At 60.3% G+C, this 26,161-nt stretch carries 22 protein-coding genes; 13 read left to right on the forward strand and 9 right to left on the reverse strand.

Annotated elements, in window-relative coordinates; all coding sequences use genetic code 11:
• The first annotated feature begins 6 nt into the window (after nucleotides 1-6).
• The 7 genes from CABTHER_RS11725 (at nucleotide 7) to CABTHER_RS11755 (ending at nucleotide 6,112) form a co-directional block, all read left to right on the forward strand.
• Nucleotides 7-717 carry a site-2 protease family protein gene (locus tag CABTHER_RS11725; RefSeq protein ID WP_014100865.1) on the forward strand — a complete coding sequence of 237 codons (711 nt, stop codon included), beginning with the start codon at nucleotides 7-9 and terminating at the stop codon, nucleotides 715-717.
• 44 nt (nucleotides 718-761) lie between these two features.
• A complete protein-coding gene (locus CABTHER_RS11730) occupies nucleotides 762-1,577 on the forward strand; it encodes a segregation and condensation protein A (protein WP_014100866.1) in 816 nt (271 codons plus the stop codon).
• The gene (scpB, locus tag CABTHER_RS11735; protein ID WP_014100867.1) at nucleotides 1,574-2,107 is read left to right on the forward strand and encodes an SMC-Scp complex subunit ScpB; all 534 of its coding nucleotides are present in this window, start codon (nucleotides 1,574-1,576) and stop codon (nucleotides 2,105-2,107) included. The genes CABTHER_RS11730 and scpB overlap by 4 nt, the downstream gene beginning before the upstream one ends.
• A gap of 76 nt (nucleotides 2,108-2,183) precedes the next feature.
• Complete coding sequence (locus CABTHER_RS11740; protein WP_455423212.1) at nucleotides 2,184-2,786, forward strand: acyl-CoA thioesterase; 603 nt, start codon at nucleotides 2,184-2,186, stop codon at nucleotides 2,784-2,786.
• A 7-nt stretch (nucleotides 2,787-2,793) separates the two neighbouring features.
• The gene (locus CABTHER_RS11745; protein WP_014100869.1) at nucleotides 2,794-3,771 is read left to right on the forward strand and encodes a pseudouridine synthase; all 978 of its coding nucleotides are present in this window, start codon (nucleotides 2,794-2,796) and stop codon (nucleotides 3,769-3,771) included.
• Entirely contained in the window at nucleotides 3,768-5,114 is a 1,347-nt protein-coding gene (locus CABTHER_RS11750; RefSeq protein WP_014100870.1) for an ATP-dependent 6-phosphofructokinase, read from the forward strand. The genes CABTHER_RS11745 and CABTHER_RS11750 overlap by 4 nt, the downstream gene beginning before the upstream one ends.
• On the forward strand, nucleotides 5,111-6,112 hold the full coding sequence (locus CABTHER_RS11755) for a dihydroorotate dehydrogenase (protein ID WP_014100871.1): 1,002 nt from the start codon (nucleotides 5,111-5,113) through the stop codon (nucleotides 6,110-6,112). Before CABTHER_RS11750 ends, CABTHER_RS11755 begins: the two co-directional genes overlap by 4 nt.
• Here CABTHER_RS11755 and metH read toward each other — a convergent pair.
• Nucleotides 6,097-9,801, reverse strand: a complete 3,705-nt coding sequence (gene metH, locus CABTHER_RS11760; protein WP_014100872.1) for a methionine synthase — start codon at nucleotides 9,799-9,801, stop codon at nucleotides 6,097-6,099. The two genes, CABTHER_RS11755 and metH, sit on opposite strands and share 16 nt — an antisense overlap.
• 235 nt (nucleotides 9,802-10,036) lie before the next feature.
• Complete coding sequence (locus CABTHER_RS11765; protein ID WP_014100873.1) at nucleotides 10,037-11,365, reverse strand: tetratricopeptide repeat protein; 1,329 nt, start codon at nucleotides 11,363-11,365, stop codon at nucleotides 10,037-10,039.
• Nucleotides 11,366-11,770: 405 nt separating this feature from the next.
• Between CABTHER_RS11765 and CABTHER_RS11770 the strand changes: the two genes are divergently transcribed.
• Together CABTHER_RS11770 and CABTHER_RS11775 are read left to right on the forward strand one after the other, a co-directional pair.
• Complete coding sequence (locus CABTHER_RS11770) at nucleotides 11,771-12,001, forward strand: type II toxin-antitoxin system Phd/YefM family antitoxin (RefSeq protein WP_014100874.1); 231 nt, start codon at nucleotides 11,771-11,773, stop codon at nucleotides 11,999-12,001.
• The gene (locus CABTHER_RS11775; RefSeq protein WP_014100875.1) at nucleotides 12,001-12,390 is read left to right on the forward strand and encodes a type II toxin-antitoxin system VapC family toxin; all 390 of its coding nucleotides are present in this window, start codon (nucleotides 12,001-12,003) and stop codon (nucleotides 12,388-12,390) included. Before CABTHER_RS11770 ends, CABTHER_RS11775 begins: the two co-directional genes overlap by 1 nt.
• A gap of 288 nt (nucleotides 12,391-12,678) precedes the next feature.
• Here CABTHER_RS11775 and CABTHER_RS11780 read toward each other — a convergent pair whose 3' ends face one another.
• The 3 genes from CABTHER_RS11780 to CABTHER_RS11790 form a co-directional block, all read right to left on the reverse strand.
• Nucleotides 12,679-13,377: a tetratricopeptide repeat-containing protein gene (locus CABTHER_RS11780; RefSeq protein WP_014100876.1), complete on the reverse strand. Its 699-nt coding sequence runs from the start codon at nucleotides 13,375-13,377 to the stop codon at nucleotides 12,679-12,681.
• A gap of 191 nt (nucleotides 13,378-13,568) precedes the next feature.
• Nucleotides 13,569-15,491, reverse strand: coding sequence for a tetratricopeptide repeat protein (locus CABTHER_RS11785; protein WP_014100877.1), 1,923 nt, complete (start codon nucleotides 15,489-15,491; stop codon nucleotides 13,569-13,571).
• 462 nt (nucleotides 15,492-15,953) lie between these two features.
• Nucleotides 15,954-17,528, reverse strand: coding sequence for a tetratricopeptide repeat protein (locus CABTHER_RS11790; protein WP_014100878.1), 1,575 nt, complete (start codon nucleotides 17,526-17,528; stop codon nucleotides 15,954-15,956).
• Nucleotides 17,529-17,934: 406 nt separating this feature from the next.
• Between CABTHER_RS11790 and CABTHER_RS11795 the strand changes: the two genes are divergently transcribed.
• Together CABTHER_RS11795 and CABTHER_RS11800 are read left to right on the forward strand one after the other, a co-directional pair.
• A complete protein-coding gene (locus tag CABTHER_RS11795; protein WP_014100879.1) occupies nucleotides 17,935-18,180 on the forward strand; it encodes a type II toxin-antitoxin system Phd/YefM family antitoxin in 246 nt (81 codons plus the stop codon).
• Entirely contained in the window at nucleotides 18,177-18,566 is a 390-nt protein-coding gene (locus CABTHER_RS11800; RefSeq protein ID WP_014100880.1) for a type II toxin-antitoxin system VapC family toxin, read from the forward strand. The genes CABTHER_RS11795 and CABTHER_RS11800 overlap by 4 nt, the downstream gene beginning before the upstream one ends.
• A 304-nt stretch (nucleotides 18,567-18,870) precedes the next feature.
• On the opposite strand, the gene CABTHER_RS11805 is transcribed toward CABTHER_RS11800, so the two are convergent.
• Together CABTHER_RS11805 and CABTHER_RS11810 are read right to left on the reverse strand one after the other, a co-directional pair.
• A complete protein-coding gene (locus CABTHER_RS11805; protein ID WP_014100881.1) occupies nucleotides 18,871-21,627 on the reverse strand; it encodes a tetratricopeptide repeat protein in 2,757 nt (918 codons plus the stop codon).
• 67 nt (nucleotides 21,628-21,694) lie between these two features.
• A complete protein-coding gene (locus CABTHER_RS11810) occupies nucleotides 21,695-22,090 on the reverse strand; it encodes a tetratricopeptide repeat protein (protein ID WP_014100882.1) in 396 nt (131 codons plus the stop codon).
• Nucleotides 22,091-22,574: 484 nt separating this feature from the next.
• Between CABTHER_RS11810 and CABTHER_RS11815 the strand changes: the two genes are divergently transcribed.
• Complete coding sequence (locus tag CABTHER_RS11815) at nucleotides 22,575-22,820, forward strand: type II toxin-antitoxin system Phd/YefM family antitoxin (RefSeq protein ID WP_014100883.1); 246 nt, start codon at nucleotides 22,575-22,577, stop codon at nucleotides 22,818-22,820.
• Nucleotides 22,817-22,966 (forward strand): type II toxin-antitoxin system VapC family toxin, encoded by a 150-nt coding sequence (locus tag CABTHER_RS17070; RefSeq protein ID WP_014100884.1) that lies wholly within the window; start codon nucleotides 22,817-22,819, stop codon nucleotides 22,964-22,966. The genes CABTHER_RS11815 and CABTHER_RS17070 overlap by 4 nt, the downstream gene beginning before the upstream one ends.
• 219 nt (nucleotides 22,967-23,185) lie before the next feature.
• On the opposite strand, the gene hemN is transcribed toward CABTHER_RS17070, so the two are convergent.
• Complete coding sequence (gene hemN, locus CABTHER_RS11820; RefSeq protein WP_228374104.1) at nucleotides 23,186-24,532, reverse strand: oxygen-independent coproporphyrinogen III oxidase; 1,347 nt, start codon at nucleotides 24,530-24,532, stop codon at nucleotides 23,186-23,188.
• On the reverse strand, nucleotides 24,501-26,156 hold the full coding sequence (gene bchE / locus CABTHER_RS11825) for a magnesium-protoporphyrin IX monomethyl ester anaerobic oxidative cyclase (RefSeq protein WP_014100886.1): 1,656 nt from the start codon (nucleotides 26,154-26,156) through the stop codon (nucleotides 24,501-24,503). The genes hemN and bchE overlap by 32 nt, the downstream gene beginning before the upstream one ends.
• Nucleotides 26,157-26,161 lie beyond the last annotated feature (5 nt).

The following is a 26,161-nucleotide window of genomic DNA, read 5'->3' on the forward strand; positions in this document are numbered from 1 at the left end:
GGCACCATGCAAGGTATTCATCTGGGGAACGTCGTCCTGGGCTTCGTCGCGTTTCTCTTTTCACTGTGTGTCCACGAATTTGCCCATGCCTGGACGACGGAGCGTTTCGGGGATGACACCGGGCGCTACCAGGGACGTATCACCCTTGACCCCCGGGCCCACATTGACCCCATCGGCTCGATCCTCTTTCCGCTGCTCGGTCTGATTGGGGGTGGTTTTATCTTTGGCTGGGCCAAACCGGTCGAGGTCAATCCCAATCGTTGGAAAAACAAGGTTGTGGCCAACATCGTGGTGTCGGCGGCCGGCCCCATCAGCAACCTGCTGCTGGCCCTTGGTGCCGTGCTGCTGCTCAAGCTTCTGGTGGTCACGGGGGGCGTCGGGCGGGGCGATGTGTTGAGTATGTTCAGCGGCCACGAACTGGCCAATCCCCAGGCCCTGCTGGGGTTGGCTGAGCCGGTGCTGATTTTTCTGCGGATGATGATTGTCGTCAACCTGCTGCTGGCCGTCTTCAATATGTTGCCCATCCCCCCACTGGACGGCAGCCATATTCTGTCGAGCCTGCTCAGTGTGGTGAGTGTGCCGCTGATGGAAGCGTACGAGAGCCTGCGCCCGTATGGCTTTTTCATCATCATCCTGGCTTCTCTGACCGGCCTGCTGTCGCAAATCTATCTGCCGCTGATGAGATTTTTCCTGGTCCTGCTGTTCAGCCTGCTCTGAACGACCAGACTGCGCCGACCGCCCATTGTCCGTTGGTCAGACCGATGTCTTCCATGGCGATGCACGCTCAGCCACCTGCTGAAACCAGAACGGAGGAAGCCAAAACGGCGGACGTTCCCGACGACAGCCGCCCCGGAGACTACCGGGTGCGGCTGGAAGTCTTTGAAGGGCCGCTCGACCTGCTGCTCTATCTCATCAAGCGCCATGAACTCGACATTACCGACATTCCCATAGCGCGGATTACGGCGGAATATCTTGCTTACATTCAGGCGCTGCGCGAACTGGACTTTGATGTTGCCGGTGAGTTTCTCGTCATGGCAGCCACGCTGATCCACATCAAGTCCCGGATGCTCCTGCCCCTGCCGGCTGAACCTTCCGCCGAAGCCGTCGCCGACGACCCACGGGCGGAACTGGTACGCCAGCTTCTGGAGCACCGGCGCTACCGGGCCGCCGCCGAAGACCTGTGGATGCGGTACGAGCTGGAGCAGGGCGTTTATACCCGTCGTACTTGTGAAACCGCCGCTTCGGAAGAAGTCAACGTCACGGTTTTTGACCTGCTGGAAACGTTCAAACGCATTCTCGACCGCCGCCGCCAGCGGCTTGAACTGACGATTGCCCACGAAGCCATAACCCAGGCGCAAAAGCTGGCCGAGTTGCGGGCGCTGCTCGCTGAACAGCCGCGCCTTGATGTCACCCGGCTCTTTGAAGCGGCCCGGACGAAACGCGAAATGGTCTGCCTCTTTCTGGCCATTCTGGAGCTGCTGCGGGAAGGGGCCGTGCGCTTCATTCAGACAGAGACCTTCGGTAGCATCCATCTCGAACAGGTGACAGCGACAGCAGAAGTGACCCCAGCCCTATGACTCCTGAAACGCTCAAACCGATTCTGGAAACCCTCATCTACGTGGCCGAGGAGCCGCTGACGCGCAAGCAGATGGCCGAGTTGCTGCCGGAAGCGGCTCCGGCGGACATTGACGCAGCACTGCACAGCCTGGTCAACGACTACGCCGGGCGCGGCCTGGTGCTGCGCGAGATTGCCGGCGGCTGGCAAATTGCCACGCGCCCGGAGTTGAGCGAGTACGTCCGGCGCTACCACCGTGCCCGCCCGGCAGCGCGGCTCTCCCTGGCGGCGCTGGAGACCCTGGCCGTGATTGCCTACAAGCAGCCGATTACCATTCCCGAAATCCTGGAAATTCGCGGAGTGAGTTCGTCTTCCGCTATCAAGACACTGCTTGACCGGAAGCTCATCGTGCCCAAGGGGCGCAAGGAGTGCGTCGGGCGTCCCATTTTGTACGGCACGTCAAAGGAATTTCTGGTGCAGTTTGGGTTAAAGGATTTGAGTGTCCTGCCCAGTCTGGAAGACCTGGCCGAACTCGACGCGCCAACGACCTGAGCAGCATTATCGTTGGGAGTCTGTAGTCATCCGGCCGGTTGGTCATCTGGGAAAAACGGTTATGCAGGAGCCAGGCATGTCTGAAAAGCGATTGTTGATGACGGTTCTGATGTCGCCTGACATGGCGAATTTTTCCGGCCACGTCCACGGCGGGGCCATGTTGCGGTTGCTCGACCAGGTGGCTTATGCCTGTGCGTCACGCTATTCAGGCAGCTATGTCGTGACCGTTTCGGTGGACCAGGTCGTGTTTCGGGAGCCGGTTCACGTTGGTGAACTGGTGACGTTTCGCGCTTCGGTCAACTACACGGGCCGAACTTCCATGGAGATTGGCATTCGCGTCGAGGCCGAAAACATCCGCGAGCGCACGTCCCGCCACGTCATGACGTGCTATTTCACGATGGTGGCCGTGGATGAGCAGGGGCATCCGCGCCCTATCCCGCCGGTTCCAATTGAAACCGAAGATGACCGGCGCCGGTGGGCTGCCGCCAAGCTCCGCCGGCAGTACCGCAAGGAGATCGAACGGCACAGCCTTGAAATCCGGCAGCATCCGCAGGAACTGATGCAGGAAATGCTGGAATCCCATGCCGTGGCCCGGCACGCTGCCGAACGGCTTGGGGCGTTGCCACCGGAGACGCCATCACTTGCCCCACCGGCAGCACCGGCCGAAACGGGTTCATAACACCGCCATGCAGGAACGGTTACAGAAACTCATTGCCGCCGCCGGACTGGCCTCGCGGCGGGAAGCCGAAACGTGGATTCAGAACGGGCTGGTGACGGTCAATGGCCAGGTTGTGGACACGCTGGGGGCCAAAGCCGACCCGGAACACGATGCCATCAAGGTCAAGGGCAAGCTCATCAACCCGAAGCTGGCGCAGCGGAAGCTGGTCTATTACCTGCTCAACAAGCCGAAGGGGTATTTGTCGAGCCTCTCCGATCCGGAGCAGCGCCCGCTCGTGACGGACCTGCTGCCCAAAGGCGCGCCGCGCGTACATCCCGTCGGCCGCCTCGATTTCAACACCGAAGGATTGCTCATCCTGACCAACGACGGGGCCCTGACCAACCTTGTGACCAAAGCCGGCGACCACTGCCCGAAGGTCTATCACGTCAAGGTCAAGGGAACACCCGGCCCTGCCCAGCTTGAACGGTTGCAACGTGGCATCACCATTGACGGGGAAGTTCACCGGATTGCCAACCTGACCCCCCTGGAACACACGGATCACAACAACGCCTGGTATGAACTCGTGTTGCACGAGGGCAAAAACAACCAGATTCGGCGCATGTTTGACGCCATCGGGCATTCCGTGCTCAAACTGCGGCGGGTGGCCATCGGGCATCTGACCGATGCCGGCCTGCCGGTCGGAGCCGTTCGGGAGTTGACTCCGGCTGAAGTGCAGCGGTTCTTCTCGAAGCGGAAAATTGCCCCACGGGTTGTCGCCAAAAAGGCAGCAGCGCAAAAAACCGGCAAGCCCCGTCCGGTCGGGGAAGCCAAAGCCCGCCAGCGTGAGGGGCTGGCAACGACCATCGGCCGCACTGCCCAGTCCCCCGCCGCACCGTCCCAGCGGCTGGTTCGTCCAGCCGCCAAGCCGGCAACTTCAGGGCCGGGAAGCCCCAAGTCACCAAGGGGTTCTGCCCCGGCCCGTCCCGCGTCACGGAGGAAGTCATGACGTTGCCCAAACCCGAAGACCTCATCATCCACTCGCTGGGGGAGTGTCGGTTTCCGTCGCCGCTCCAGCTTGGCGCGGCTTCCGGTGAATACCACGGGGAGTTTATGTCCGACGCCGCCAAAGTCCGCTTCCACGTCGAACTGGAACGTCTGGAAGGGCGTCCCGATGACCTGTTCTTCGAGCGGGCCGGCCCACGGGAGCGGCTTTTTTTTGATCCCTCCAAGGTCAAAGCCGCCATTGTCACCTGCGGCGGGCTGTGTCCGGGCATCAACAACGTCATCCGGTCGGTTTTTCTGTCCCTCAAGTACAACTACGGCGTCCCGGAAGTCTATGGCATCCGCTATGGCTACCGGGGCCTCAATCCGGCCTATGGCGACGGATTCATCCGCCTGACGCACGAGATGGTGGAAAACATCCACCTGCACGGGGGCACATTTCTGGGGTCATCCCGTGGGCCGCAGCCGGTGGAAGTCATGCTCGACACCCTGGCCGACCGTGGCATTGACATGCTGTTTTGTGTCGGCGGCGATGGAACGCAGCGCGGCGCTGACGCTCTGGCCCAGGCGGCCCGCCGACGCAACCTGCCGCTGGCCGTGGTCGGGATTCCCAAAACCATTGACAACGACATCCCCTACGTCTTTCGCTCCTTCGGCTACGGTACGGCCGTCGAAAAGGCGCGCGAAGTCATTGCCGGGGCGCATGCCGAAGCCAAGGGCGCGCCCAATGGCATCGTCATCGTCAAGCTGATGGGCCGCAATGCCGGTTTTATCGCGGCCGGCGCGACGACGGCCAGCCAGGAAGTCAACTTCGCCTTCATCCCCGAACTGCCCTTTGATCTCGACCCGCCCAACGGCTTTCTGGCGCACCTGGAAAAGCGGGTCCTCCAGCGTGGGCACGCCGTCATCGTCGTGGCCGAAGGAGCCGGGCAACACCTGTTTGGCGATCTGCCGGTTGAACGCGATGCCTCCGGCAACATCAAACACCACGACATCGGGACGTACCTGCGCGATCGCATCATTGCCCACTTCCGCGAGCGTCGCATCGAGGCGAATGTCAAATACATCGATCCGAGCTATCTCATTCGGAGCGTCCCGGCCAACTGTGACGACGCCCAGTTGAGCGACCGCTTTGCGCGGTACGCCGTGCATGCCGCCATGGCCGGAAAGACGGATTTGCTCATCGGATACTGGCATGGGCTGTTCGTCCACGTGCCGATGCACCTGGTGACCAGCCAGAAGAAACACCTCTCGCCCAAAAGCAGTATGTGGCTTTCGGTGCTGGCGGCAACCGGGCAGCCGGTGCTCATGGTCAACGAACCAGTCCCGGAAACAACGGCGTCATGAGCAGCGAATCCACCAGCCACACGCCGAACGCCTCCCGATTGGACAACCCGCTGGCTGTGACCATTGCCGGCCTGACGTTCAAAAATCCGGTCATCCCGGCCAGCGGGACGTTTGGCTACGGGCTGGAATTTCTGCCCTTTTTCGACCTGTCCCGGCTGGGCGGTTTTTGTACGAAGGGCCTGTCGCCGCAGCCGCTCAAAGGCAACCCTCCGCCGCGCATCGTGGAGACACCCGCCGGCATGCTCAACGCCATCGGGCTGCAAAACATCGGAGTACGGGCTTTCGTCACGGAAAAACTGCCACTGCTGCGCGCTTATGATACGCACGTCATTGCCAACGTCTTTGGCTTTTCCATCGAGGATTTTCTGGAAGTCGTCGCCGTGCTCGATGATGCCGAAGGCGTGTCGGCTTACGAGCTGAACATTTCCTGCCCGAACGTCAAGGAAGGCGGGACGCAGTTTGGCAACAATCCCCGGCTGGCGGCCCGCGTCACGGAAGCCGTCAAAAACCGTACGCGGCGGCCGGTCATCGTCAAGCTGTCGCCCAATGCGCCGAGCATCGTGGATGTGGCCCACGCCGTCGAGCAGGCCGGAGCCGATGCCCTGTCGCTGGTCAATACCTTTGTCGGTCTGTCCATTGATGTCTATACCCACCGGCCGCGGTTGGGTTTTACGACGGGCGGACTGTCGGGCCCGGCCATCCGTCCGCTGGCCGTGAGGATGGTGTACGAAGTTTCGCAGGCCGTCAGCATCCCCCGGCTGGGCATGGGCGGCATCACCAACTGGATGGACGCGCTGGAGTTCATCCTGGCCGGGGCGACGGCCGTGCAGCTCGGCACAATCAACTACACCGAACCGTGTGCCGCCCTGCACGTCATCGAAGGGCTGGAAGCCTACTGCCGCGAGCAGGGGACAACCATACCGGCGCTGGTTGGTGCGTTCCGCCCCCATGCGGTCAGCCCGGTGACGGAACCGGCGTCGCATCAGGCCGGATCGTAGCCCAGGTTCGGACGCAGCCACCGCTCGGCCTCGGCAACCGTCCACCCTTTGCGCGCGGCGTAATCCTCGATCTGATCGCGTCCCAGCAGGCCGACGGCGAAGTAATGCGCGTCGGGATGGGCGAAGTAGAGACCGCTGACCGAACTGGCCGGCCACATGGCGCAGCTTTCCGTCAGGCGGACGCCGGCATTTTCCTCTGCGCCCAGCAGGGCAAACAGCGTGCGTTTTTCCGTGTGGTCCGGCGAAGCCGGATAGCCCGGCGCCGGGCGGATGCCCCGGTAGCGTTCCCGGATGAGGTCCTCGCGGGTCAGGGTTTCGTGCCGTCCGTAGCCCCAGAGGTCACGGACGCGCTTGTGGGCGAGTTCGGCAAAGGCTTCCGCCAGGCGGTCAGCCAGCGCCTTGGCCATAATCGAGTGGTAGTCGTCGTGGTCAGCGTCGAATGCGGCGCAGAGTTCGTCCAGTCCCAGCCCGGCTGTCACCACGAAGCCGCCGATGTAATCCAGCCGGCCGGTATCCTTCGGGGCGATGAAGTCTGCCAGGGCGATGTTGGGCTTCCCGTCTGTACGCTCGACCTGCTGCCGCAGGGTGTGGAAGCGGGTGAGCACTTCGGTTCGGGTTTCGTCGGTGTACAGCTCGATGTCATCGCCGACGGCATTGGCCGGAAACAGCCCAAAAACGCCGCGTGGATGCAGACGGCGTTCCGTGATGATGCGTTCGAGCAGGCGCTGGGCGTCGTCGAACAGTTCGCGGGCGCGTTCACCAATGGTCGGGTCGTCAAAGATTTTCGGATAGCGCCCCCGCAGTTCCCAGGTATGAAAGAAAGGCGACCAGTCAATGTAGGGCACAAGGGCGTCGAGCGTGACATCGTCGAACGTCATGACGCCAAGCTGTTCAGGAACGGCGACAGTTTCGGCGTCAAACCGCAACTGCGGACGGCGCGCACGGGCTTCCGCCAGCGGCAGCAGGTGCTTGCGGTCGAGGCGGGACTGGTGTTCTTCCCGTAAGGCAGCCTGTTCGGCCGCGTTCTGGGCAATGAAATCCTGGCGCTGCTCGTGGCTGGTCAGCGCCCCGACGACGCCAACGGCGCGCGACGCATCGAGAACGTGAACCGTCGTCCCGCTGTAGGCTGGCGCAATTTTGACGGCCGTGTGCAGCTTTGAGGTCGTCGCCCCGCCAATGAGCAACGGCACGGTGAAGCCGGCCTCGGTCATCGTTTTGGCCACGTGAACCATTTCGTCCAGCGACGGCGTGATCAGCCCGCTGAGACCGATGACATCCACATTGTGTTCGCGGGCCTTGGCCAGAATGACATCACAGGGCTGCATCACGCCCAGGTCAATGACCTCGTAGTTATTGCAGCCCAAAACGACGCCGACGATGTTTTTGCCAATGTCGTGAACGTCGCCTTTGACCGTTGCCAGCAGCACCTTCCTGCGGCCGGAGCCATTGGCCGTCTGTCCGTTGGCGGCTGCCTTTTTCTCGGCTTCGAGGTAGGGCAGCAGCACGGCCACGGCTTTTTTCATGACGCGCGCCGATTTGACAACCTGCGGCAGGAACATCTTGCCGGCTCCGAACAGGTCGCCGACGACGTTCATGCCGTCCATGAGCGGCCCTTCGATGACCGCCAGCGGTGCGCCGTACTTCTGGAGGGCTTCCTCGACATCGGTCTCGATGTAATCGGCATTGCCTTTGATGAGGGCATGCTTGAGCCGTTCCTCGACGCTGGTCTGCCGCCAGGCTTCGTCCTTGACCGCGGCCTTACCGGCCCCCTTGACCGATTCGGCGAAGGCAATCAGCCGCTCCGTGGCATCCGGGTGCCGGTTGAGTACCACATCTTCGACGAGTTCGAGCAAATCCGGCGGAATTTCGTCATAGACGGCAAGCTGTCCGGCATTGACGATGCCCATGTCCATGCCGGCCCGGATGGCGTGGTACAGGAAGACCGAATGCATGGCTTCCCGGACGACGTTGTTCCCACGAAAGGAAAACGACAGGTTGCTGACGCCGCCGGAAACCTTGCAGCCGGGCAGGGTTTGCTTGATGACGCGCGTGGCCTCGATGAAATCCACGGCGTAGTTGGCGTGTTCTTCAATGCCGGTGGCAATGGCCAGAATGTTCGGGTCAAAGATGATGTCTTCCGGCGGGAAGCCAACCTGTTCGGTGAGAATCCGGTAGGCGCGGGTACAGATTTCGATCTTGCGCGCTGCCGTGTCGGCCTGTCCGATTTCGTCAAAGGCCATGACGACGACGGCCGCGCCGTAGCGGCGGATACGTCGCGCCTGCTCGATGAACACGGCTTCGCCTTCCTTGAGGCTGATGGAGTTGACGACGCACTTGCCCTGAACACATTTCAGCCCGGCTTCGATGACGTGAAACTTCGAGCTGTCAATGACAATCGGGACGCGCGCGATGTCCGGGTCGGCGACGACAAGGTTGAGAAAGCACGTCATGGCGCGCACGCTGTCAAGCATGGCTTCGTCCATGTTGACATCAATCATCTGCGCACCATTGGCTACCTGCTGGCGGGCAATGGTCAGGGCGTCTTCGTAACGTTCGGCGCGGATGAGTTCGGCGAATTTGGCCGAGCCGGTGACGTTGGTACGTTCGCCGATGTTGACGAAGTTTGTCTCCGGGCGGATGACCAGGGCTTCCAGGCCGCTCAGGCGGGTGTAGCGCGACGGTTTGGGAGGAATGCGCGGGGGCATGCCGGCAACGGCTGCGGCAATGGCAGCAATGTGTTTAGGGGTTGTCCCGCAGCAGCCGCCCACGATGTTGAGCCAGCCGTGGCGGGCGAAGTCGCGCAGCAGTTCGCCCATGATGTCGGGCGTCTGGTCAAATCCGCCAAAGACGTTCGGCAGGCCGGCGTTGGGGTAGCAGATCAGGTAAAACGGCGACTTTTCGGCCAGTTCTTCGACGTGCGGACGCATTTCGGCCGCTCCGAAGCCGCAGTTCATTCCGAGCGCCAGCAGCGGCGCGTGTTCGACGGAAATGAGAAACGCCTCGACGGTTTGCCCGGAAAGCGTCCGCCCGCTGGCGTCGGCGACCGTCACCGAGGCCATGACCGGCACCCGCTGCCCACGCCGTTCAAAGACTTCCTCGATGGCAAAGAGCGCTGCCTTGAGGTTGAGCGTGTCGAAGGTTGTTTCGGGCAGGAGCAGGTCCACGCCGCCGTCGAGCAGTCCTTCGGCCTGCTCGGCGTAGGCGGCAACGAGTTCGTCGAAGGTCGTGCCGCGTGCGCCGGGATCGTTGACATCGGGCGAGATCGAGGCGGTTTTGTTGGTCGGCCCCAGCGCCCCGGCGACGAAGCGCGGGCGCGAGCTGTCTTCCCTGAGAAACGCCTCGACGGCCCGCCGGGCGCACTGGGCCGCAGCCAGGTTCATTTCGTAGGACAGGTCTTCCAGTCCGTAATCGGCCTGCGAAATCCGCTGGGCATTGAAGCTGTTGGTTTCGATGATGTCCGCGCCGGCTTCGAGATAGGCGCGGTGGATGGCTTCGACGATGTCCGGGCGGGTCAGACACAGGAGGTCGTTGTTGCCTTTGAGGTCGTGGGTATGGCTGGCAAAACGCTCTCCACGGTAATCGGCTTCCTGGAGTTTGTGGGATTGGATCATCGTCCCCATGGCGCCGTCGAGGACGAGAATGCGTTCACGAAGGGCTTGTTCGAGCAGGGCTGTGGTTGGAGAAGACATCGGATAGGGAAGTAGCTGTCTGTGAGAAGCAACTTGGGGCTGAGAAGGCGGAAGTCTAATCGGTTGCTCTCACGTCGGCTAGTCCGACTGGCCGTAAGTCCCTTGGGAGCGCGGGCAGCTCTGGGGGCGCGGGCGTCCCGCCCGCGTGGGCTTCAGGGTTGCGCGCTCTCTCAAGCATCCCGGCAGTTCAGTTGGTACGCACAATGCTGCTGCCGCCGGATACCAGTCGTCTCTCTCACCTGTCGTTGGCTTTGATTTTTGCTGCTCGCGCTTCAAGTTCTTCGGCTTCGGTAGTCCGCTGCGTCGCACGATAAAGCAGAGCCAGGTTTTTGAGGACCGTCGCTACATCGGGATGGTTGGGACCCAGGGCCTTCTCCCGGATAGCCAGCGCACGCTTGATGAGCGGCTCGGCCTGGGCGTACTGACCTTGGGCCCGATAGATGCAAGCCAGGTTGTTCAGGCTTTGCGCCACAGCGGGATGGTCGGAACCCAAGGCCTTTTCCCGGATAGCCAGCGCACGCTTGATGAGCGGCTCGGCTTGGGCGTACTGCTCTTGGGCCAGATAGACAACAGCCAGGTTGTTCAGGCTCTGGGCCACAGCGGGATGGTCGGGACCCAAGGCCTTCTCCTCGATAGCCAGCGCGCGCTTGAGGAGCGACTCGGCCTGAGCGTGGTGATCCTGGGCCTGGTAAAGCAAGGCCAGGTTGTTCAGGCTCTGGGCCACAGCGGGATGGTCAGGACCCAAGACCTTCTCCCGGATGGCCAGCGCACGCTTGAAGAGCGGTTCTGCCTGGGCGTACTGACCTTGGTTGGTGTAGAGCATGGCCAGCTTGTCCAAGCTCGCCGCCACATCGGGATGATTGGGTCCCAAGGTCTGCTCCCCGATAGCCAGCGCGCGCTTGAGGAGCGGCTCGGCCTGGGCATATCGTCCTTGATTGGTGTAGAGCATGGCCAGCTTGTCCAAGCTCGCCGCCACATCGGGATGGTTGGGTCCCAAGGTCTGCTCCTCGATAGCCAGCGCGCGCTTGAGGAGCGGCTCGGACTGGGCATACTGCCCTTGATTGGTGTAGAGCAGGGCTAGGTTGTACAGGCTCGCCGCCACATCGGGATGGTCGGGACCCAGGGCCTTCTCCCAGATAGCCAGCGCGCGCTTGAAGAGCGGCTCGGCCTGAGTGTACTGCCCTTGGGCTAGATAGATACCAGCCAGGGTGTTCAGGTTCTGCGCCACAGCGGGATGGTCGGGGCCGACAGACTTCTTCAGGATGACCAGCGCACGCTTGGAGAGCGGTTCCGCTTGGGCGTACTGACCTTGGTTAGCATAGAACAGAACCAGGATGTTCAGGCTTGCCGCCACAGCGGGATGGTTTGGTCCGAAGCTCTGCTTGGCAAACTCCAGCGCCTGTTTCGCAACCACAACGGCATGGTCATGTTTGCCAGCCTGAAAAAGCTCCGTGGCCTCCTGGTGGAGCTCCCTCAACTTTCTGCCTGCGCACTGGGCATAGGCTATTGTGCCCGTCAGGCACAGCACGGCAGCCAGAGCTATCACCTGTATCCGTTTGAGCATAGGTGCTCCTCACAGACACCCAACCACTTTATCGCTGGCCGGTTGCCTTATCATGGTTTAGGGTTTTGTGACATTTAGAACTATTTTTTTCGGGTTGTAAACAGATTTCTGGTGCAGGCTGTCCGGGGGAATGGGGGATAGTGAGTAGTGAATGGTGAGTGGCGAGTGGGGAATAGCGAGTAGCGAGTAGGTGAAGTGGAGGATGTTTTGTGAGAGTTGCTCCGAAGCAGGCAAGGCACTTGGCGTTGGTGTGTGAAGTCGGGCGAATCGCCTCCTGCTAGCTGACTGTCCGCACTCAGCCGGTGTTTGCGGATAGTCGTGTTGCCGGCGAAAATGACACCCGAATAACAATCCGGGTAGCTTTGGCGGCTACGACAGAACAAGCCCACCAACAAGGAGAACGACATGAACCCCCTCAGTATTCAGGAAGCTCAAGCATGCCTGGCAGACCTCATTCACCGCCTGTCCCCTGGTGAGGAAGTGATTCTCACAGAAAACGGTCAGCCTGTCGCCAGACTGGTTGCTACCTGCACACCACCACCGCGCCCGGTCCCGAAGCTTGGCACGCAACGCGGTTCGGTATTGTCAATGGAGCACTTTGACGATCCGCTGGAAGAGTTTGAGGAATACCAGTGATGCGGTTACTGCTTGACTCCCACGCTCTGATCTGGAGCCAGGACGACATCAGTCAGTTGTCGCCAGTTGCACTTGCCGCCCTTTCAGACCCAGCCAATGACCGCCTCATCAGTGTAGCAACCGTCTGGGAAATCGCCATCAAGGTTGGCAAGAAGCGGCTTCCCTTATCGAAGCCGTTCCGGCAATGGATGGAGATCGCCATTGCTGATCTCTACCTGACGCTGCTGCCAATCACCCTGGACCATACTGACCGGCAGTTGGCATTGCCGCCCCATCATGGTGATCCTTTCGACCGCTTGCTGATTTCACAGTCCCTTGTTGAGGGCATACCGATTGTCGGGAGCGATACGCAATTTGACGCCTATGGTGTAACCCGTATCTGGGACTGAGGAATGGGGGTGAGTGGCGAGTAGCGAGTGGTGAGTAGCGAGTGGGAGATGTTTTGAGGGTTGCTCTGAAGCAGGTGTGGGGAAGTGGTGTTCTGGTGCGTGAAGCTGAATGAATCGTCTCCGGCTGCGCAGATCGTTTGCACTCAGCCGGTGTTTGCGGATAGTGGCGCAGGTTTGCCGGGCAGGTCCGTACACCAGTCCCGTAACCAGTCGAGGTTGATGCTTTCTAAGCTGCCCCTCCCGACAAGCGGCACACACCGCCTTTGCGACGGAACTCAGCCGTTTCTCTCACTTGTTGTTGGCCTTGATTTTTGCAGCCCGCTCTTCAAGTTTCTCCGCTTCAGCAATCCGCCTGGTCAGGCGACAGAGTAAGGCCAAGTTTTCAAGGCTCGTTGCCACATCGGGATGGTTGGGACCCAGAACCTTCTCCCTGATAGCCAGTGAGCGCCTGAAGAGTGGCTCCGCCTGGGCGTACTGACCCTGGATATCGTAGAGCCTGCCCAGGTTATTCAGGATCATCGCCACAACGGAATAATCGGGGTCTGTAGCCTTTTCCGTGATGGTCAGCGCGCGTTTGTAGAGCGGCTCAGCTTGGGCGTACTGCCCTTGAGCTTGATAGAGACCCGCCAGGTTGTTCAGGCCCGTCGCCACATCGGGATGGTCGGGACCCAGGGTTTTTTCCAGGATGTCCAGCGCGCGCTTGAAGAGTGGCTCCGCCTGGGTGTACTGCCCTTGGGCCTGATGGGACTTGGCCAGGTGGTTCAGGCTTGTCGCCACATCGGGATGGTTCAGCCCGACGCGCTTCTCGGCCACCTCCAGCGCCTTTTTCGCCACGGTAGCAGCGCGGTCATATCTGCCAGCCCGATAAAGCGTCCGCACTTCCTCGATGAGTGTTTCCCACTCGATGCCCGCACCTTGGGCATAAGCCGGCCCGCCGGTCAGGCACAGCACGGCCGCCAGAGCCATCACCTGCACCAGATTGATCATTGGTATTCCGCGCAGACACCTAACCATTTGTCGGTGGAAAATGGAGAATGAAAAATGAGCGAAAGTGAGGGATATCCTGCGGGTTGCTTCACTTGGCCGTTGACGTGACACCATTCGGGGTTGACGCCTTCAAAGCTGGACGCCTAGCAAGCCACACAAACTGTCTTGGCGACAGGATTCAACTGTTTCTCTCACTTGTCGCCAGCCTTGATTTTTGCCGCCCGCTCCTCAAGCTGCTCCGCTTCGGCAATCCGTTTGGTCGCACGATAGAGTTGAGCCAGGTTTCTGAGGGCTGTCGCCACGTCGGGATGGTTTGGACCCAGGGACTTTTCCCGGATGGCCAGCACCCGCCTGAAGAACGGCTCGGCTTGGGCGTACTGCCCTTGGGCTTTATAGATGATGGCCAGGTTGTTCAGGCTTGTCGCCACATCGGGATGGTCAGGTCCTAAGACCTTCTCCCTGATAGCCAGCGTGCGTTTGTGGAGTGACTCTGCTTGTGCGTACTGCCCTTGAGCTTGATAGAGACCTGCCAGGTTGTTCAGACCCGCCGCCACATCGGGATGGTTTGGACCCAAGGACTTCTCCCGGATGACCAGCGCGCGCCTGAAGAGCGGCTCGGCCTGGGCGTACTGCCCTTGGGTTTGATAGAGACCAGCCAGGTTGTTCAGGCTCGTCGCCACATCGGGATGGTTGGGGCCCAGGGCCTTCTCCCGGATGTCCAGCGCACGCCTGAAGAGCGGCTCGGCCTCGGCATACTGCCCTTGGGCTTGATAGAGACCAGCCAGGTTGTTCAGGCTCGTCGCCACATCGGGATGGTTGGAGCCCAAGGCCTTCTCCCGGATAGCCAGCGCACGCCTGAAGAGCGGCTCGGCCTGGGCGTACTGCCCTTGGGCTTGATAGAGACCAGCCAGGTTGTTCAGGCTCGTCGCCACATCGGGATGGTTGGGGCCCAAGGCCTTCTCCCGGATAGCCAGCGCACGCTTGAAGAGCGGCTCGGCCTGGGCGTACTGACCCTGGGCCTCGTAGAGCAGGGCCAGGTTGTTCAGGTTTGTCGCCACGTCGGGATGGTCGGAGCCCAAAGCCTTCTCCCGAATGGTCAGTGCACGCTTGAAGAGCGGCTCGGCCTGGGCGTACTGACCCTGTGCCTGGTAGAGCGCCGCCAAGTTGTTCAGGCTCTGCGCCACGTCGGGATGGTCGGGACCCAAGACATTTTCCTGGATAGCCAGCGCACGCTTGAAGAGCGGCTCGGCCTGGGCGTACTGCCCTTGGGCTTTATAGATGATAGCCAGGTTGTTGAGGCTCGTTGCTACATCAGGATGGTCGGCGCCCAGGAACCTCTCCAGGATGCCCAGCGAGTGCTTGAGGAATGGCTCAGCTAGGTCGTACCGACCCTGTTCACGATAGATTTCAGCCAGGTTGTTCAGGGTCGTGGCCATATCGGGATGGTCAAGACCCAAGACATTTTGCTGGATGCCCATCGCGCGTTTGTAGAGCGGCTCAGCTTGGGCATACTGCCCTTGGGCTTTATAGATTTCAGCCAGGTTGTTCAGGATCGCCACCACATCGAGATGGTATGAGCCCAGGGCCTTCTCCCGGATGTCCAGCGCACGCTTGTAAAGCGGCTCGGCCTGGGCGTACTGCCCTTGGGCTTGATGGAGACCAGCCAGGTTGTTCAGGCTTGTCGCCACATCGGGATGGTCAGAACCCAAGGCCTTTTCCCGGATAGCCAGCGCGCGCCTGAAGAGCGGCTCGGCCTGGGCGTACTGCCCTTGGGCTTGATAGAGACCAGCCAGGTTGTTCAGGCTCGTCGCCACATCGGGATGGTCGGGGCCCAAGGCCTTCTCCTGTATAGCCAGCGCGCGCCTGAAGAGCGGCTCGGCCTGAGCGTACTGCCCTTGGGCATTATAGAGATAGGCCAGGTTGGTCAGGCTTTTCGCCACATTGGGATGCTCTGTCCCGACGCGCTTCTCAGCCACCTCCAGCGCCTTTTTGGCAACCACGATGGCGCGGTCATATTTACCGGCCTGATAAAGCTTTATGACTTCCTGGTTGAGTGTCTCCCACTCGCGGCCTGCACCTTGGGCGTAAGCCATAGCGCCAGTCAGGTACAGCATAACAACCAGAGCTATCACTTGTCTCCATTTGACCATAGGTGCTCCTTGCAGACACCCAACCGCTTATCGCCGGCTTGGTTGCCTTATCACAGTTATGGTTTGTGACGTTTAGAATCGTTTTTTCGGATTGTAAACAGGTTTATGGCGAGTGGTGAGCAGCAAATAGCAAATAGCGAATAGCGAATAGCGAGTAGCGAGTGGTGAATGGCGAGTGGTGAGTAGCGAGTGGCGAGTAGGTGGAAGTGGGGGATGTTTTGGGGGGTGCTCTGAGGCAGGCAAAGCCGTTGTTGTGAAGCCGAACGGATTGTCTCCCGCCGTCGCTGGTCGTCCGCACTCAGCCGGTGTTTGCGGATAGTGGTACGGGTTTGCCGGGGTAGTCCCGTACGCCAGTCCCGTAGCCAGTCGGGGCTGATGCTTCCAAACGCTGCCTCCCGGCAAGCGGCATAACCTGCCTTTGTCACTTCATCTATATGTGGACCTGATTCTCACAGCCCGCTCTTCGAGCTTCTCCACTTCGATAATCTGCCCCTTCGCAGGGACAAGATAGAATCTGACCGGCAATCTAAGGCTATTCCCTATGAAAATGGAGTCCCAAGTTTTCCTCTCAATGTCCATCCAGCGGTGGAAGAGGGAATCCGACTGGTTGAACTGAAACTGCAAAAGGTAAACTTGGGACAAATTGTATGCCGTCGCTCCCACATCGGGATGGTTGGGTCCAAGGGTCTTTTCCCTGATGGTCAACGCGCGCCTGTAAAGCGGTTTCGCTTGGGCATACTTCCTCTGAGCATGATAAAGCGTGGCCAGGTTGTGCATGGTCGCTGCTACATCGGGATGTTCAGGCCCTAGGGCCTTTTCCCGGATAGCCAGCGCACGTTTGAAAAGCAGCTCCGCCTGGGCATACTGACGCTGTTCATAGTAGAGCAGAGCCAAGCTGTTGAGGCTCTTCGCCACATCGGGATGGCCGGGGTCCAGGGTCTTCTCCCTGATGTCCAGCGCGTGCTGGTAAAGCGGCTCCGCTTGGGCGTACGCATGCTGGTCATAGAAAAACACAGCCATGTTGTTCAGGATCACTGCCACATCAGGATGGGCAAGTCCCAGGGACTTCTCCATGATGGCCAGCGAGCGATTGTAGAGTGGCACCGCCTGGGTATACATTGCAGCTTCGTGATAAAAGACAGCCAGGTTGTTCACGATTATTGCCACATCGGGATGGTCGGAACCCAGGGACTTCTCCATGATGGCCAGCGCGCGCTCGCAGAGCGGTGCTCCCTGGGAGTACTGACACTGGCCATAGTGGAGCAAGGCCAGGTTATTCAGGCTTTTCGCCACATCGGGATGGTTGGAACCTAGGGCCTTCTCCAAAATGGCCTGCGTACGTTTGAGGAGCGGCTCGGCCTGGGCGTACTGACCTTGGGCATAGTAGAGCAGGGCCAGGTTGTTCAGGCTCGTTGCCACGTCAGGATGGTCGGGACCCAAGACTTTCTCCCGGATGGTTAGCGCACGCCCACAGAGCAGTTCCGCTTGGGCGTACTGCCCTTTGTCTTGATAGAGTTCAGCCAGGTTATGCAGGCTCGTTGCCACATCAGGATGGTTAGGGCCTAAGGACTTCTCCCCGATAGCCAGCGCGCGTTTGAGGAGCGGCTCCGCTTGAGCGTATTGACCCTGGTTTTTGTAGAGCACGGCCAGGTTGTTCACGCTTTGCGCCACACTGGGATGGTCGGGACCCAAGGCATTCTCCCGAATGGTCAGTGCGCGTCTGTGGAGCGGCTCCGCTTGAGCGTATTGTCTCTGTTCGCGATAGATTTCAGCCAGGATGTTCAGGGTTGTCGCCACATTGGGATGGTCCGGCCCGACGCTCTTCTCAGCAACCTCCAGCGCCTTTTTGGCAACCGTGATGGCACGTTCATATTTGCCAGCCCGATAAAGCTCCGTTGCATCTCGGTTGAGTGTCTCCCAATTGTTGCTTTGGGTGCAGGCTGTGGCGCCAGCCAGGCACAACACGGCAGCCAGAACCATTACCTGTATCCGTTTGGTCATAGGTGCTCCTCGCAGACACCCAACCACTTTGTTGCGGGGTGGTTGCCTTGTTGCTGTTTAGTGTTTTTTTGATATTTAGAAGCATTTTTTTCAGGTTGTAAACAGGTTTGTAGCGAGTGGCGAGCAGCAAATAGCAAATAGCGAATAGCGAATAGCGAATAGCGAGTAGCGAGTGGTGAGTAGCGAGTGGCGAGTAGGTGGAAGTGGGGGATGTTTTGGGGGGTGCTCTGAGGCAGGCAAAGCCGTTGTTGTGAAGCCGAACGGATTGTCTCCCGCCGTCGCTGGTCGTCCGCACTCAGCCGGTGTTTGCGGATAATCGTGTAGCCAGCGAAAATGACACCCGAAAACAATCCGGGTAGCTCTGGCGGCTACACGACGGAACAAGCCCACCAACGAGGAGAACGACATGACCGAAACGATTGCCCGCACGTTTCCGGTGACGGCCGTCCAGTCCAAATTGCCTGAACTTCTGGCTGGAATGGCTGGCGGCGAGGAGTTGATCCTGACGGCTGATGGTGTACCTGTCGCCGTCATCAAGCGCTTGGAGCGCACGAGTTGGCCAAGTGTTCCTGGCACAGCCAAGGACCGCTCGTTCTGGATGTCCCCCGATTTCGACGCCCCACTTGAAGACTTCGCGGAATATATGGAATGAAGTTGTTACTTGATACGCATACGGTGCTGTGGTTCTGGTGGGATGACCCGCAACTGGGGGCAACGGCCAAAGCTGCAATCTGCAATCCGGCGAACCAGAAGTTCGTCAGCCTTGTCTCGCCGTGGGAAGTCGCTATCAAGGTCAGCCTGAAAAAGCTCGACATCGGCGGATCGTACGCCGGATTCTTCCGCCAGCACATGCTGCGCACGTACTTTGAGTGGTTGCCATTCCGCGATGACCACTTCAACTGCCTGACCACGCTGCCATTCCACCACCGCGATCCATTTGACCGGATGTTGGTTGCTCAGTCGCTGATCGAGGGCATGCCGCTCCTCAGCGCCGACACGATTTTCGACACTTACGGCGTAAACCGCATCTGGGACTGAGGAATGGGTGTGAGTAGCGAGTGGCGAGTAGCGAGTGGTGGGTAGCGAATGGCGAGTGGCGAGTGGGAGATGTTTTGGGAGTTGCTCCGAGCAGGCGTGGGGAGTGGTTGTTCTGACGTGTGAAGCTGAATGAATCGCCTCCTGCCGTCGCTGCTTGTCCACACTTAGTCAGTGTTTGCGGATGGTGGCGCAGGTTTGCCGGGGTAAGCCCGTAACCGGTTCTGTAACCAGTCGTGATGCTTTCAAAGCTGGCTTCCCGGCAAACCGCATAAACTGCCTTTGCGATGGAATTCAACCGTTTCTCTCACTTGTCGTTGGCCTTGATTTTTGCTGCCCGCTCCTCAAGCTGCTCCGCCTCGGTAATCCGCTGCGTCGCACGATAGAGTAGCGCCAGGTTTCTGAGGCTCGTCGCCACATCAGGATGGTTGGGTCCCAATGCCTTCTCCCGGATAACCAGTGAACGCCTGTAGAGCGGCTCGGCTTGGGCATACTGCCCTTGGGCATAGTAGAGCCGGGCCAGATTGTGCAGGCTCTGCGCAACAGCGGGATGGTCGGAACCCAGGGCCTTCTCCCGGATGGCCAGCGCCCGCCTGAAGAGCGGCTCCGCCGTGGCATACTGCTCCTGGTCTTGATAGATACCAGCCAGGTTGTGCAGGCTCGCCGCCACATCGGGATGGTCAGGGCCTAGAGCCTTCTCTCTGATAGTCAGTGAACGCCTGAAGAGGGACTCCGCTTGGGCGTACTGACCCTGTTTGGCATAGAGCATGGCCAGGTTGTTCAGGCTCGTCGCCACATTGGGATGGTCGGAGCCCAAAGACTTCTCCTTGACGGTCAGCGCACGCCTGTAGAGCGTCTCCGCTTGGGCATACTGACCTTGGTCCTGATAGATACCAGCCAGGTTGTGCAGGACTGTCGCCACCGCAGGATGGTCGGGTCCCAAGGCCTTCTCCCAGATGGCCAGAGTGCGCTTGTAGAGAGGTTCTGCTTGGGTGTACTGACCTTGGTCGGCGTAGAGCAGGGCCAGGTTGTTCAGGCTCAGCGCTACATCGGGATGGTCAGTCCCCAAGGTCTTCTCTTGTATGGCCAACGCGCGCTTGAAGAGCGGCTCCGCTTGGGCGTACTGACCCTGTTCTCGATAGAGGTCAGCCAAGTTGTTCAGGCTTGCCGCCACATTGGGATGGTCGGGTCCCAGGGCCTTTTCCCAGATGGCTAGAGCACGCCTGTAAAGCGGCTCCGCCTGGGCGTACCGACTCTGTCCTCGATAGATTTCAGCCAGGTTGCTCAGGTTCGTCGCTACGTCGGGATGGTCGGGTCCCAGGGTTTTCTCCCTGATGGCCAATGTGCGCCTGTAAAGTGGCTCGGCCTGGGCGTACTGCCCTTGGGCTTGGTAGAATCCAGCCAGGTTGTGCAGACTCGCCGCCACATCGGGATGGTCAGGTCCTAAGGCCTTCTCCAAGATAGCCAGCGCGCGCCTGTGGAGCGGCTCCGCCTGGGTGTACTGACCCTGCTTGGTGTAGAACAGAGCCAGGTTGTTCAGGCTCTCCGCCACATCGGGATGGTCGGATCCCAAGGCTTTCTCCCGAATAGCCAGCGCGCGCTTGTAGATCGGCTCTGCTTGGGCGTACTGCCCTTGGGCACGGTAGAGTCCAGCCAGGCTGCTCAGGCTCGCTGCCACATCGGGATGGTCGGGACCCAGGGCCTTCTCCAAGATAGCCAGCGCGCGCCTGTGGAGCGGCTCCGCTTGGGCGTACTGACCTTGGTCTCGATAGACGGCAGCCAGGTTGTTCAGGCTCGCCGCCACATCGGGATGGTCAGGACCCAGGGCCTGCTCCCTGATGACCAATGAGCGTTTGTAGAGCAGCTCGGCCTGGGCGTACTGCCCTTGGGCACGGTAGAGTCCAGCCAGGTTGTTCAGGCTCATCGCCACAACCGGATGGTCGGGACCCAGGGCCTTCTCCATGATGGCTAGCGCACGCCTGTAGAGTGGTTCTGCCTGGGTGTACTGACCTTGCTTGGCGTAGAGCAGAGCCAGGCAGCTCAGGCTCGTTGCCACATCGGGATGGTCGGGGCCCAGGGCTTTCTCTCTGATGGCTAGCGTGCGCCTGTAGAGTGGCTCCGCCCGGGCATGCTGACCTTGGTCTATGTAGATACCAGCCAGGTTGCTCAAGATCGTTGCCACATCGGGATGGTCGGAGCCCAGAGTCTTCTCCATAGTAGCCAGCGTGCGCTTGAAGAGTGGCTCTGCCTGGGTGTACTGGCCCTGAACATAGTAGAGCGCGGCCAGGTTGTTCAGGCTCGTTGCCACATCGGGATGGTCAGGGCCCAGAGCCTTTTCCATAATGGCTAGTGAGCGCTTGAGGAGCGGCTCCGCCTGGGCGTACTGACCTTGGGCATGGTAGAGCGCGGCCAGGTTGCTCAGGCTCGTTGCCACATCGGGATGGTCAGGGCCCAGCACCTTCTCCTGAATGGACAGCGCGCGTTTGTGGAGTGGCTCTGCTTGATCGTACCGCCCCTGGTTGGCATAAATCATGGCCAGATTGTTCAGGCTCTGCGCCACATCAGGATGGTCTGCCCCCAAGGCCTTTTCCGTGATGACCAGCGCGCGCTTGAAGAGTGGCTCCGCTTGGGCATACAGACCTTGGTCACAGTAGAGTGTGGCCAGGTTGTTCAGGCTGGTCGCCACATCAGGATGGTCGGTACCAAGTACCTTCTCCCTAATAAACAGTGCGCGCCTGTGGAGTGGCTCAGCCTGGGCGTGCTGGCCTTGGTTTTGATAGATACCAGCCAAGTTGTTCAGGCTGGTCGCCACATCAGGATGGTCGGTGCCCAAGGCCTTTTCCCGAATAGTCAGCGCGCGCTTGTAAAGTGGCTCGGCCTGGGCGTACTGACCTTGGGCATCGTAGAGCAGGGCCAGGTTGTTCAGGTTTGTCGCCACATCGGAATGGTCGGGGCCGAGGGCCTTCTCCCGGATGGTCAGCGCGCGCCTGTAGAGCGGCTCGGCCTGGGCATACTGCCCTTGGGCTTGATAGAGATCAGCCAGGTTGTTCAGGCTCTGCGCCACATCGGGATGGTTCGGGGCCCAAGGCCTTCTCCTGTATAGCCAGCGCACGCATGAGGAGCGGCTCGGCCTAGGCGTACTGGCCTTGGTTTTTGTAGAGCACGGCCAAGTTGTTCAGGTTTGTCGCCACGTCGGGATGGTCGGGGCCCAAGGCCTTCTCCTGTATAGCCAGCGCGCGCCTGAAGAGCGGCTCGGCCTGAGCGTACTGCCCTTGGGCATTATAGAGATAAGCCAGGTTGTTCAGACTTTTCGCCACATTGGGATGCTCCGGCCCGACGCTTTTCTCAGCTACCTCCAGCGCCTTTTTGGCAACCACGAGGGCCTGGTCATATTTACCGGCCCGATAAAGCTCCATTACCTCTCGGCTGAGTGTCTCCCACTCGCCACCTGCGCCTTGGGCGTAGGCCATCGCGCCGGTCAGGCACAATACGGCAGCCAGAGCCATCACCTGTATCCGTTTGATCATTATGTTCTCCTCGCCGCATCCAACCACTTCAGCACCGACTGGTTGCCTTATCACGTTTCAGGTTTTGTGACATTTAGATAGAAGCAATTTTTTTCGGGTTGTGCAGGTTTATAGTGAATGGCGAATGGCGAGTGGCGAGTAGCGAGTGGTAGGGGCGGGTTCCGAACCCGCCCCGGAACCACCCGGCATCCAGCGTTTCGCACCCTCGGGAGTAGCGAGTGGTAGTACGGGCGGGTTCCGAACCCGCCCGTACGGGCGAGTGGCGAGTAGGTGGAAGTGGGGGATGTTTTGAGGGGTGCTCTGAAGCAGGCAAGGCACTTGGCGTTAGTGTGTGAAGCCGAGCGAATCACCTCCCGCTCACTGACTGTCCGCACTCAGCCGGTGTTTGCGGATAGTCGTGTTGCCGGCGAAAATGACACCTGAATAACAATCCAGGTAGCTTTGGCGGCTACGACAGAACAAGCCCACCAACAAGGAGAACAACATGACCGAAACGATTGCCCGCACGTTTCCGGTGACGGCCGTCCAGTCCAAATTGCCTGAACTTCTGGCTGGAATGGCTGGCGGCGAGGAGTTGATCCTGACGGCTGATGGTGTACCTGTCGCCGTCATCAAGCGCTTGGAGCGCACGAGTTGGCCAAGTGTTCCCGGCACAGCCAAGGACCGCCCGTTCTGGATGTCCCCCGATTTCGATGCCCCACTCGAAGACTTCGCGGAATATATGGAATGAACTTCGACTGCCTGACCGCGCTGCCATTTCACCACCGCGATCCATTTGACCGGATGTTGGTTGCTCAGTCGCTGATCGAGGGCATGCCGCTCCTCAGCGCCGACACGATTTTCGACGCTTACGGCGTAAACCGCATCTGGGATTAGTGGGGAATGAGGAATGGCGGAATAGCGAGTGGCGAGTAGCGAGTGGTGAGTGGTGAGTGGCAATGAGCTTCTCTGTGCCGCCGATGGCCAGGACCTTCTCCGGGTTCCGGCTGCCGTCGTCAAATCGTCACGGAAACTCCAGTGGCGCAAACTGATGCTCCATTCGCCACTCGCCACTCGCTACCCACCACTCGCCACTCGCCACTCACCACTCGCCACTCACAGGGTCTTTGAGAAAACGGGGCGTGGCGCGTCGGTTTCCAGATAGGCGTCGAGCGTCATGCAGATGTTGCGCACGAAGGGGCGTCCCAGCGGTGTGACAACCAGGCGTCCGGCGTCAAAGCAGATAAGGCCGTCGGCTTCCATTTCACGGAAAGCCGCGCGCTGCCGCTCGAAGTCGTCCCGAAGAACGGCCACCGGAAGCTCCATGTGGCACATCAGGTAACGAATCGCCTCCCGCCGTCGCTGGTCGTCCGCACTCAGCCGATGGCCGCGCACGACAGGCAGCTCCCCGTGGTCAAGGGCCGTCTGGTAACGTCCCAGCCGGGCATCATTCTGGGCATAGAATCCTTCCAGTTCGCTGATGCCGCTCATCCCAAAGGCAATGAGATTGGCCGCCGGACGCAGGGTGTAGCCCATGAAGTTGCGGTGGAGACGGCGCTCGTGGGACGCCACGGCCAGCTCATCGTCCTGGCGTGCAAAGTGATCCATGCCAATCCATACGTACTCGTGCGCCGTCAGCCGCTGGCGCGCATCGTCAAACATGGCAAAGCGAGTGATGACATCCGGCAGGTCTTCCACACGGATGTGCCGCTGGCGGGGACGAAGTTTCGGCATGTGGGCATAGTTGAACAGCGCCAGGCGGTCAGGGTGCAGCTCCAGAACGGACGCCACCGTATGCTCAAACGTGGCGCGGGTCTGCCGGGGTAGTCCGTACACCAGATCAAGGTTGATGCTTTCAAAGCCCACGTCCCGACAGGCGGCATAGACTGCCTTCGTGAGAGCTTCCGGCTGATGCCGGCCGATGGCCGCCTGTACCTCCGGGTGGAAATCCTGGACGCCCAGACTGATGCGCCGGAAACCCAGCGAGCGGATGTGCTTCAGTTGCGCCGGCGACGCAATACGCGGGTCAATCTCGATGGACATTTCCCCGTTCCAGTCCAGAACGAAGGCTTCTTCCAGCAGGCGTACGAGGCGCTCCATCTGCCGCGCCGTCAGCGTGTTGGGCGTACCGCCGCCCCAGTGCATCTGGACGACGCGCCGGCCGCGTCCGAGCTGTTCAACCACCAGCGCCACTTCCCGCGCCACCCGGTCGAGATAGGCATCCACAACTTCCGTTTTGCTGGTGACGGCGTTGTTGCAGCCACAGTAGTGGCACGCCATGGCACAAAACGGCAGGTGAACGTAAAGACAAAGGTTTTGGGCGTCTGGCGTTTCCGAAAGCGCCTGAAGGGCCGCACGGTAATCCATCGCTCCAACCTGTTCACTCCACACCGGGACGGTCGGATAGCTCGTGTAGCGCGGCCCGGGACGGCTATATTTTTGCAACAGTTGGTCGATCCTCATCGTCAGCCTGCTCCCTTTTGCCCAATGACACCAGCGGAGTCGGGGGTACGGTCTGCTCACGCGGCCCGCCACAGGCGGAGATGGAACCCAGGTAGTCCACGTCGGCACGCACCGCGCCCGGACCCTCGTTGAGCGCTGTGAGCTGTTCCCGGGTGAAGACCTTGGACGAATCAAAACCAAGGTCCACCTCAACCCCAAGCCCCTTGCGCTTGACGCGCCCCAGGTCATAGAAGCGTTTGGTGGCCGTCATCTTGAGAAACGCCTTGAGGCAGCCCAGCATGTATTTGCGCTTGAACGAGTCCCGGATGAAGGGATATTCCAGGAACGCTTTGCGGCTGTAGAACCTGCCGTACATCTTGAGCACCCCTTTGAGCACGTCCTCGCGTTCCATTTCATCGGGCTGCATGATGGGCGTGACGAAGTTGTAGCGCGAATAGTCGCGGACCTCGACGCGGTCTTTGAGTTCCTCGAACAGTTCCGAGAACGGCCACGGCGTGTACATGTTCCAGTTCGCCATGTCGGGATTCCAGTCGAGCGCCAGCCGATAGGTTTCCTGCAGGGTTTCGGGCGTTTCGTTCTCCAGCCCCATGATGAACTGCGCTTCCGCCACCATGCCGTTGTCCTTGAGAAGCTGAATGGCGCGCCGGTTTTCCTGGATGGTCGTTTCCTTGCGGAAGCGGTTGAGGTTCATCTGCGTGGCCGCCTCGGTGCCGAGCGAGACGTGAACCAGCCCCGCCCGGCGGTAGAGCGGCAACAGATCGGCATCGCGCAGGATGTCCGTCACGCGCGTGTTGATGCCCCAGTGCACGTCGAGCTTGCGGGCAATCATCTCCTCGCACAGCGCCACAAACTTCTTCTGGTTGATGGTGGGTTCTTCGTCCGCCAGGATGAAAAACCCGACCTGGTGCTCTTTGACGAGCGTTTCGATTTCATCCACGAACTTGCGCGGCGAGCGTGTCCGGTACTTGCGCCAGAACTTCCACTGCGAGCAGAACCGGCAGGTGAACGGGCAGCCCCGCGCAAAGTTCGGGACAGCCACCCGGACGTTGAGCGGAATGTAGATGTACTGGCTCCAGTCGAGCACGCTCCAGTCCGGCGTCAGCGAGTCCAGATCGGCAATCGGCGGATGGGCCGGCGTGGCCACGACGTTGCCCTCGTCACTGCAAAAGGCCAGTCCGCGAATCTCATGGCGGCGCTGGCGGTCATCCCCGGCCTCGATGGCGCGCAGCAGGTTGACGATGATTTCCTCGCCTTCGCCGCGTACGATGTAGTCAATCCACGGCGCTTCAGCCAGCACCTGCCCATACATAAAGCTCGGATGAATGCCGCCCAGGATGGTCACGGTGGACGGGTTGATGTCCTTGGCCAGTTTCAGGGTGTCCTGGGCCTTGTAAATCATCGGCGTAATGGCGGTGGCCATGACGACATCCGGCTGGTTGGTACGGATGATGTTGGCGACGGCTTCATCCGACAGGTCGAGCGCCATGGCATCCACGAAGCGGTAGTTGGTGTAACCGGCCGCCCGGATGGCCCCGCCAATGTAAGGGGCCCAGCTTGGCGGCCAGTTTCCAGCGATTTCTGCGCCGCCGCAGTGGTAGTTGGGTTGAAGCATCAGAATTTTCATGACGG

The organism is Chloracidobacterium thermophilum B (genome assembly GCF_000226295.1).
Classification (GTDB): domain Bacteria; phylum Acidobacteriota; class Blastocatellia; order Chloracidobacteriales; family Chloracidobacteriaceae; genus Chloracidobacterium; species Chloracidobacterium thermophilum.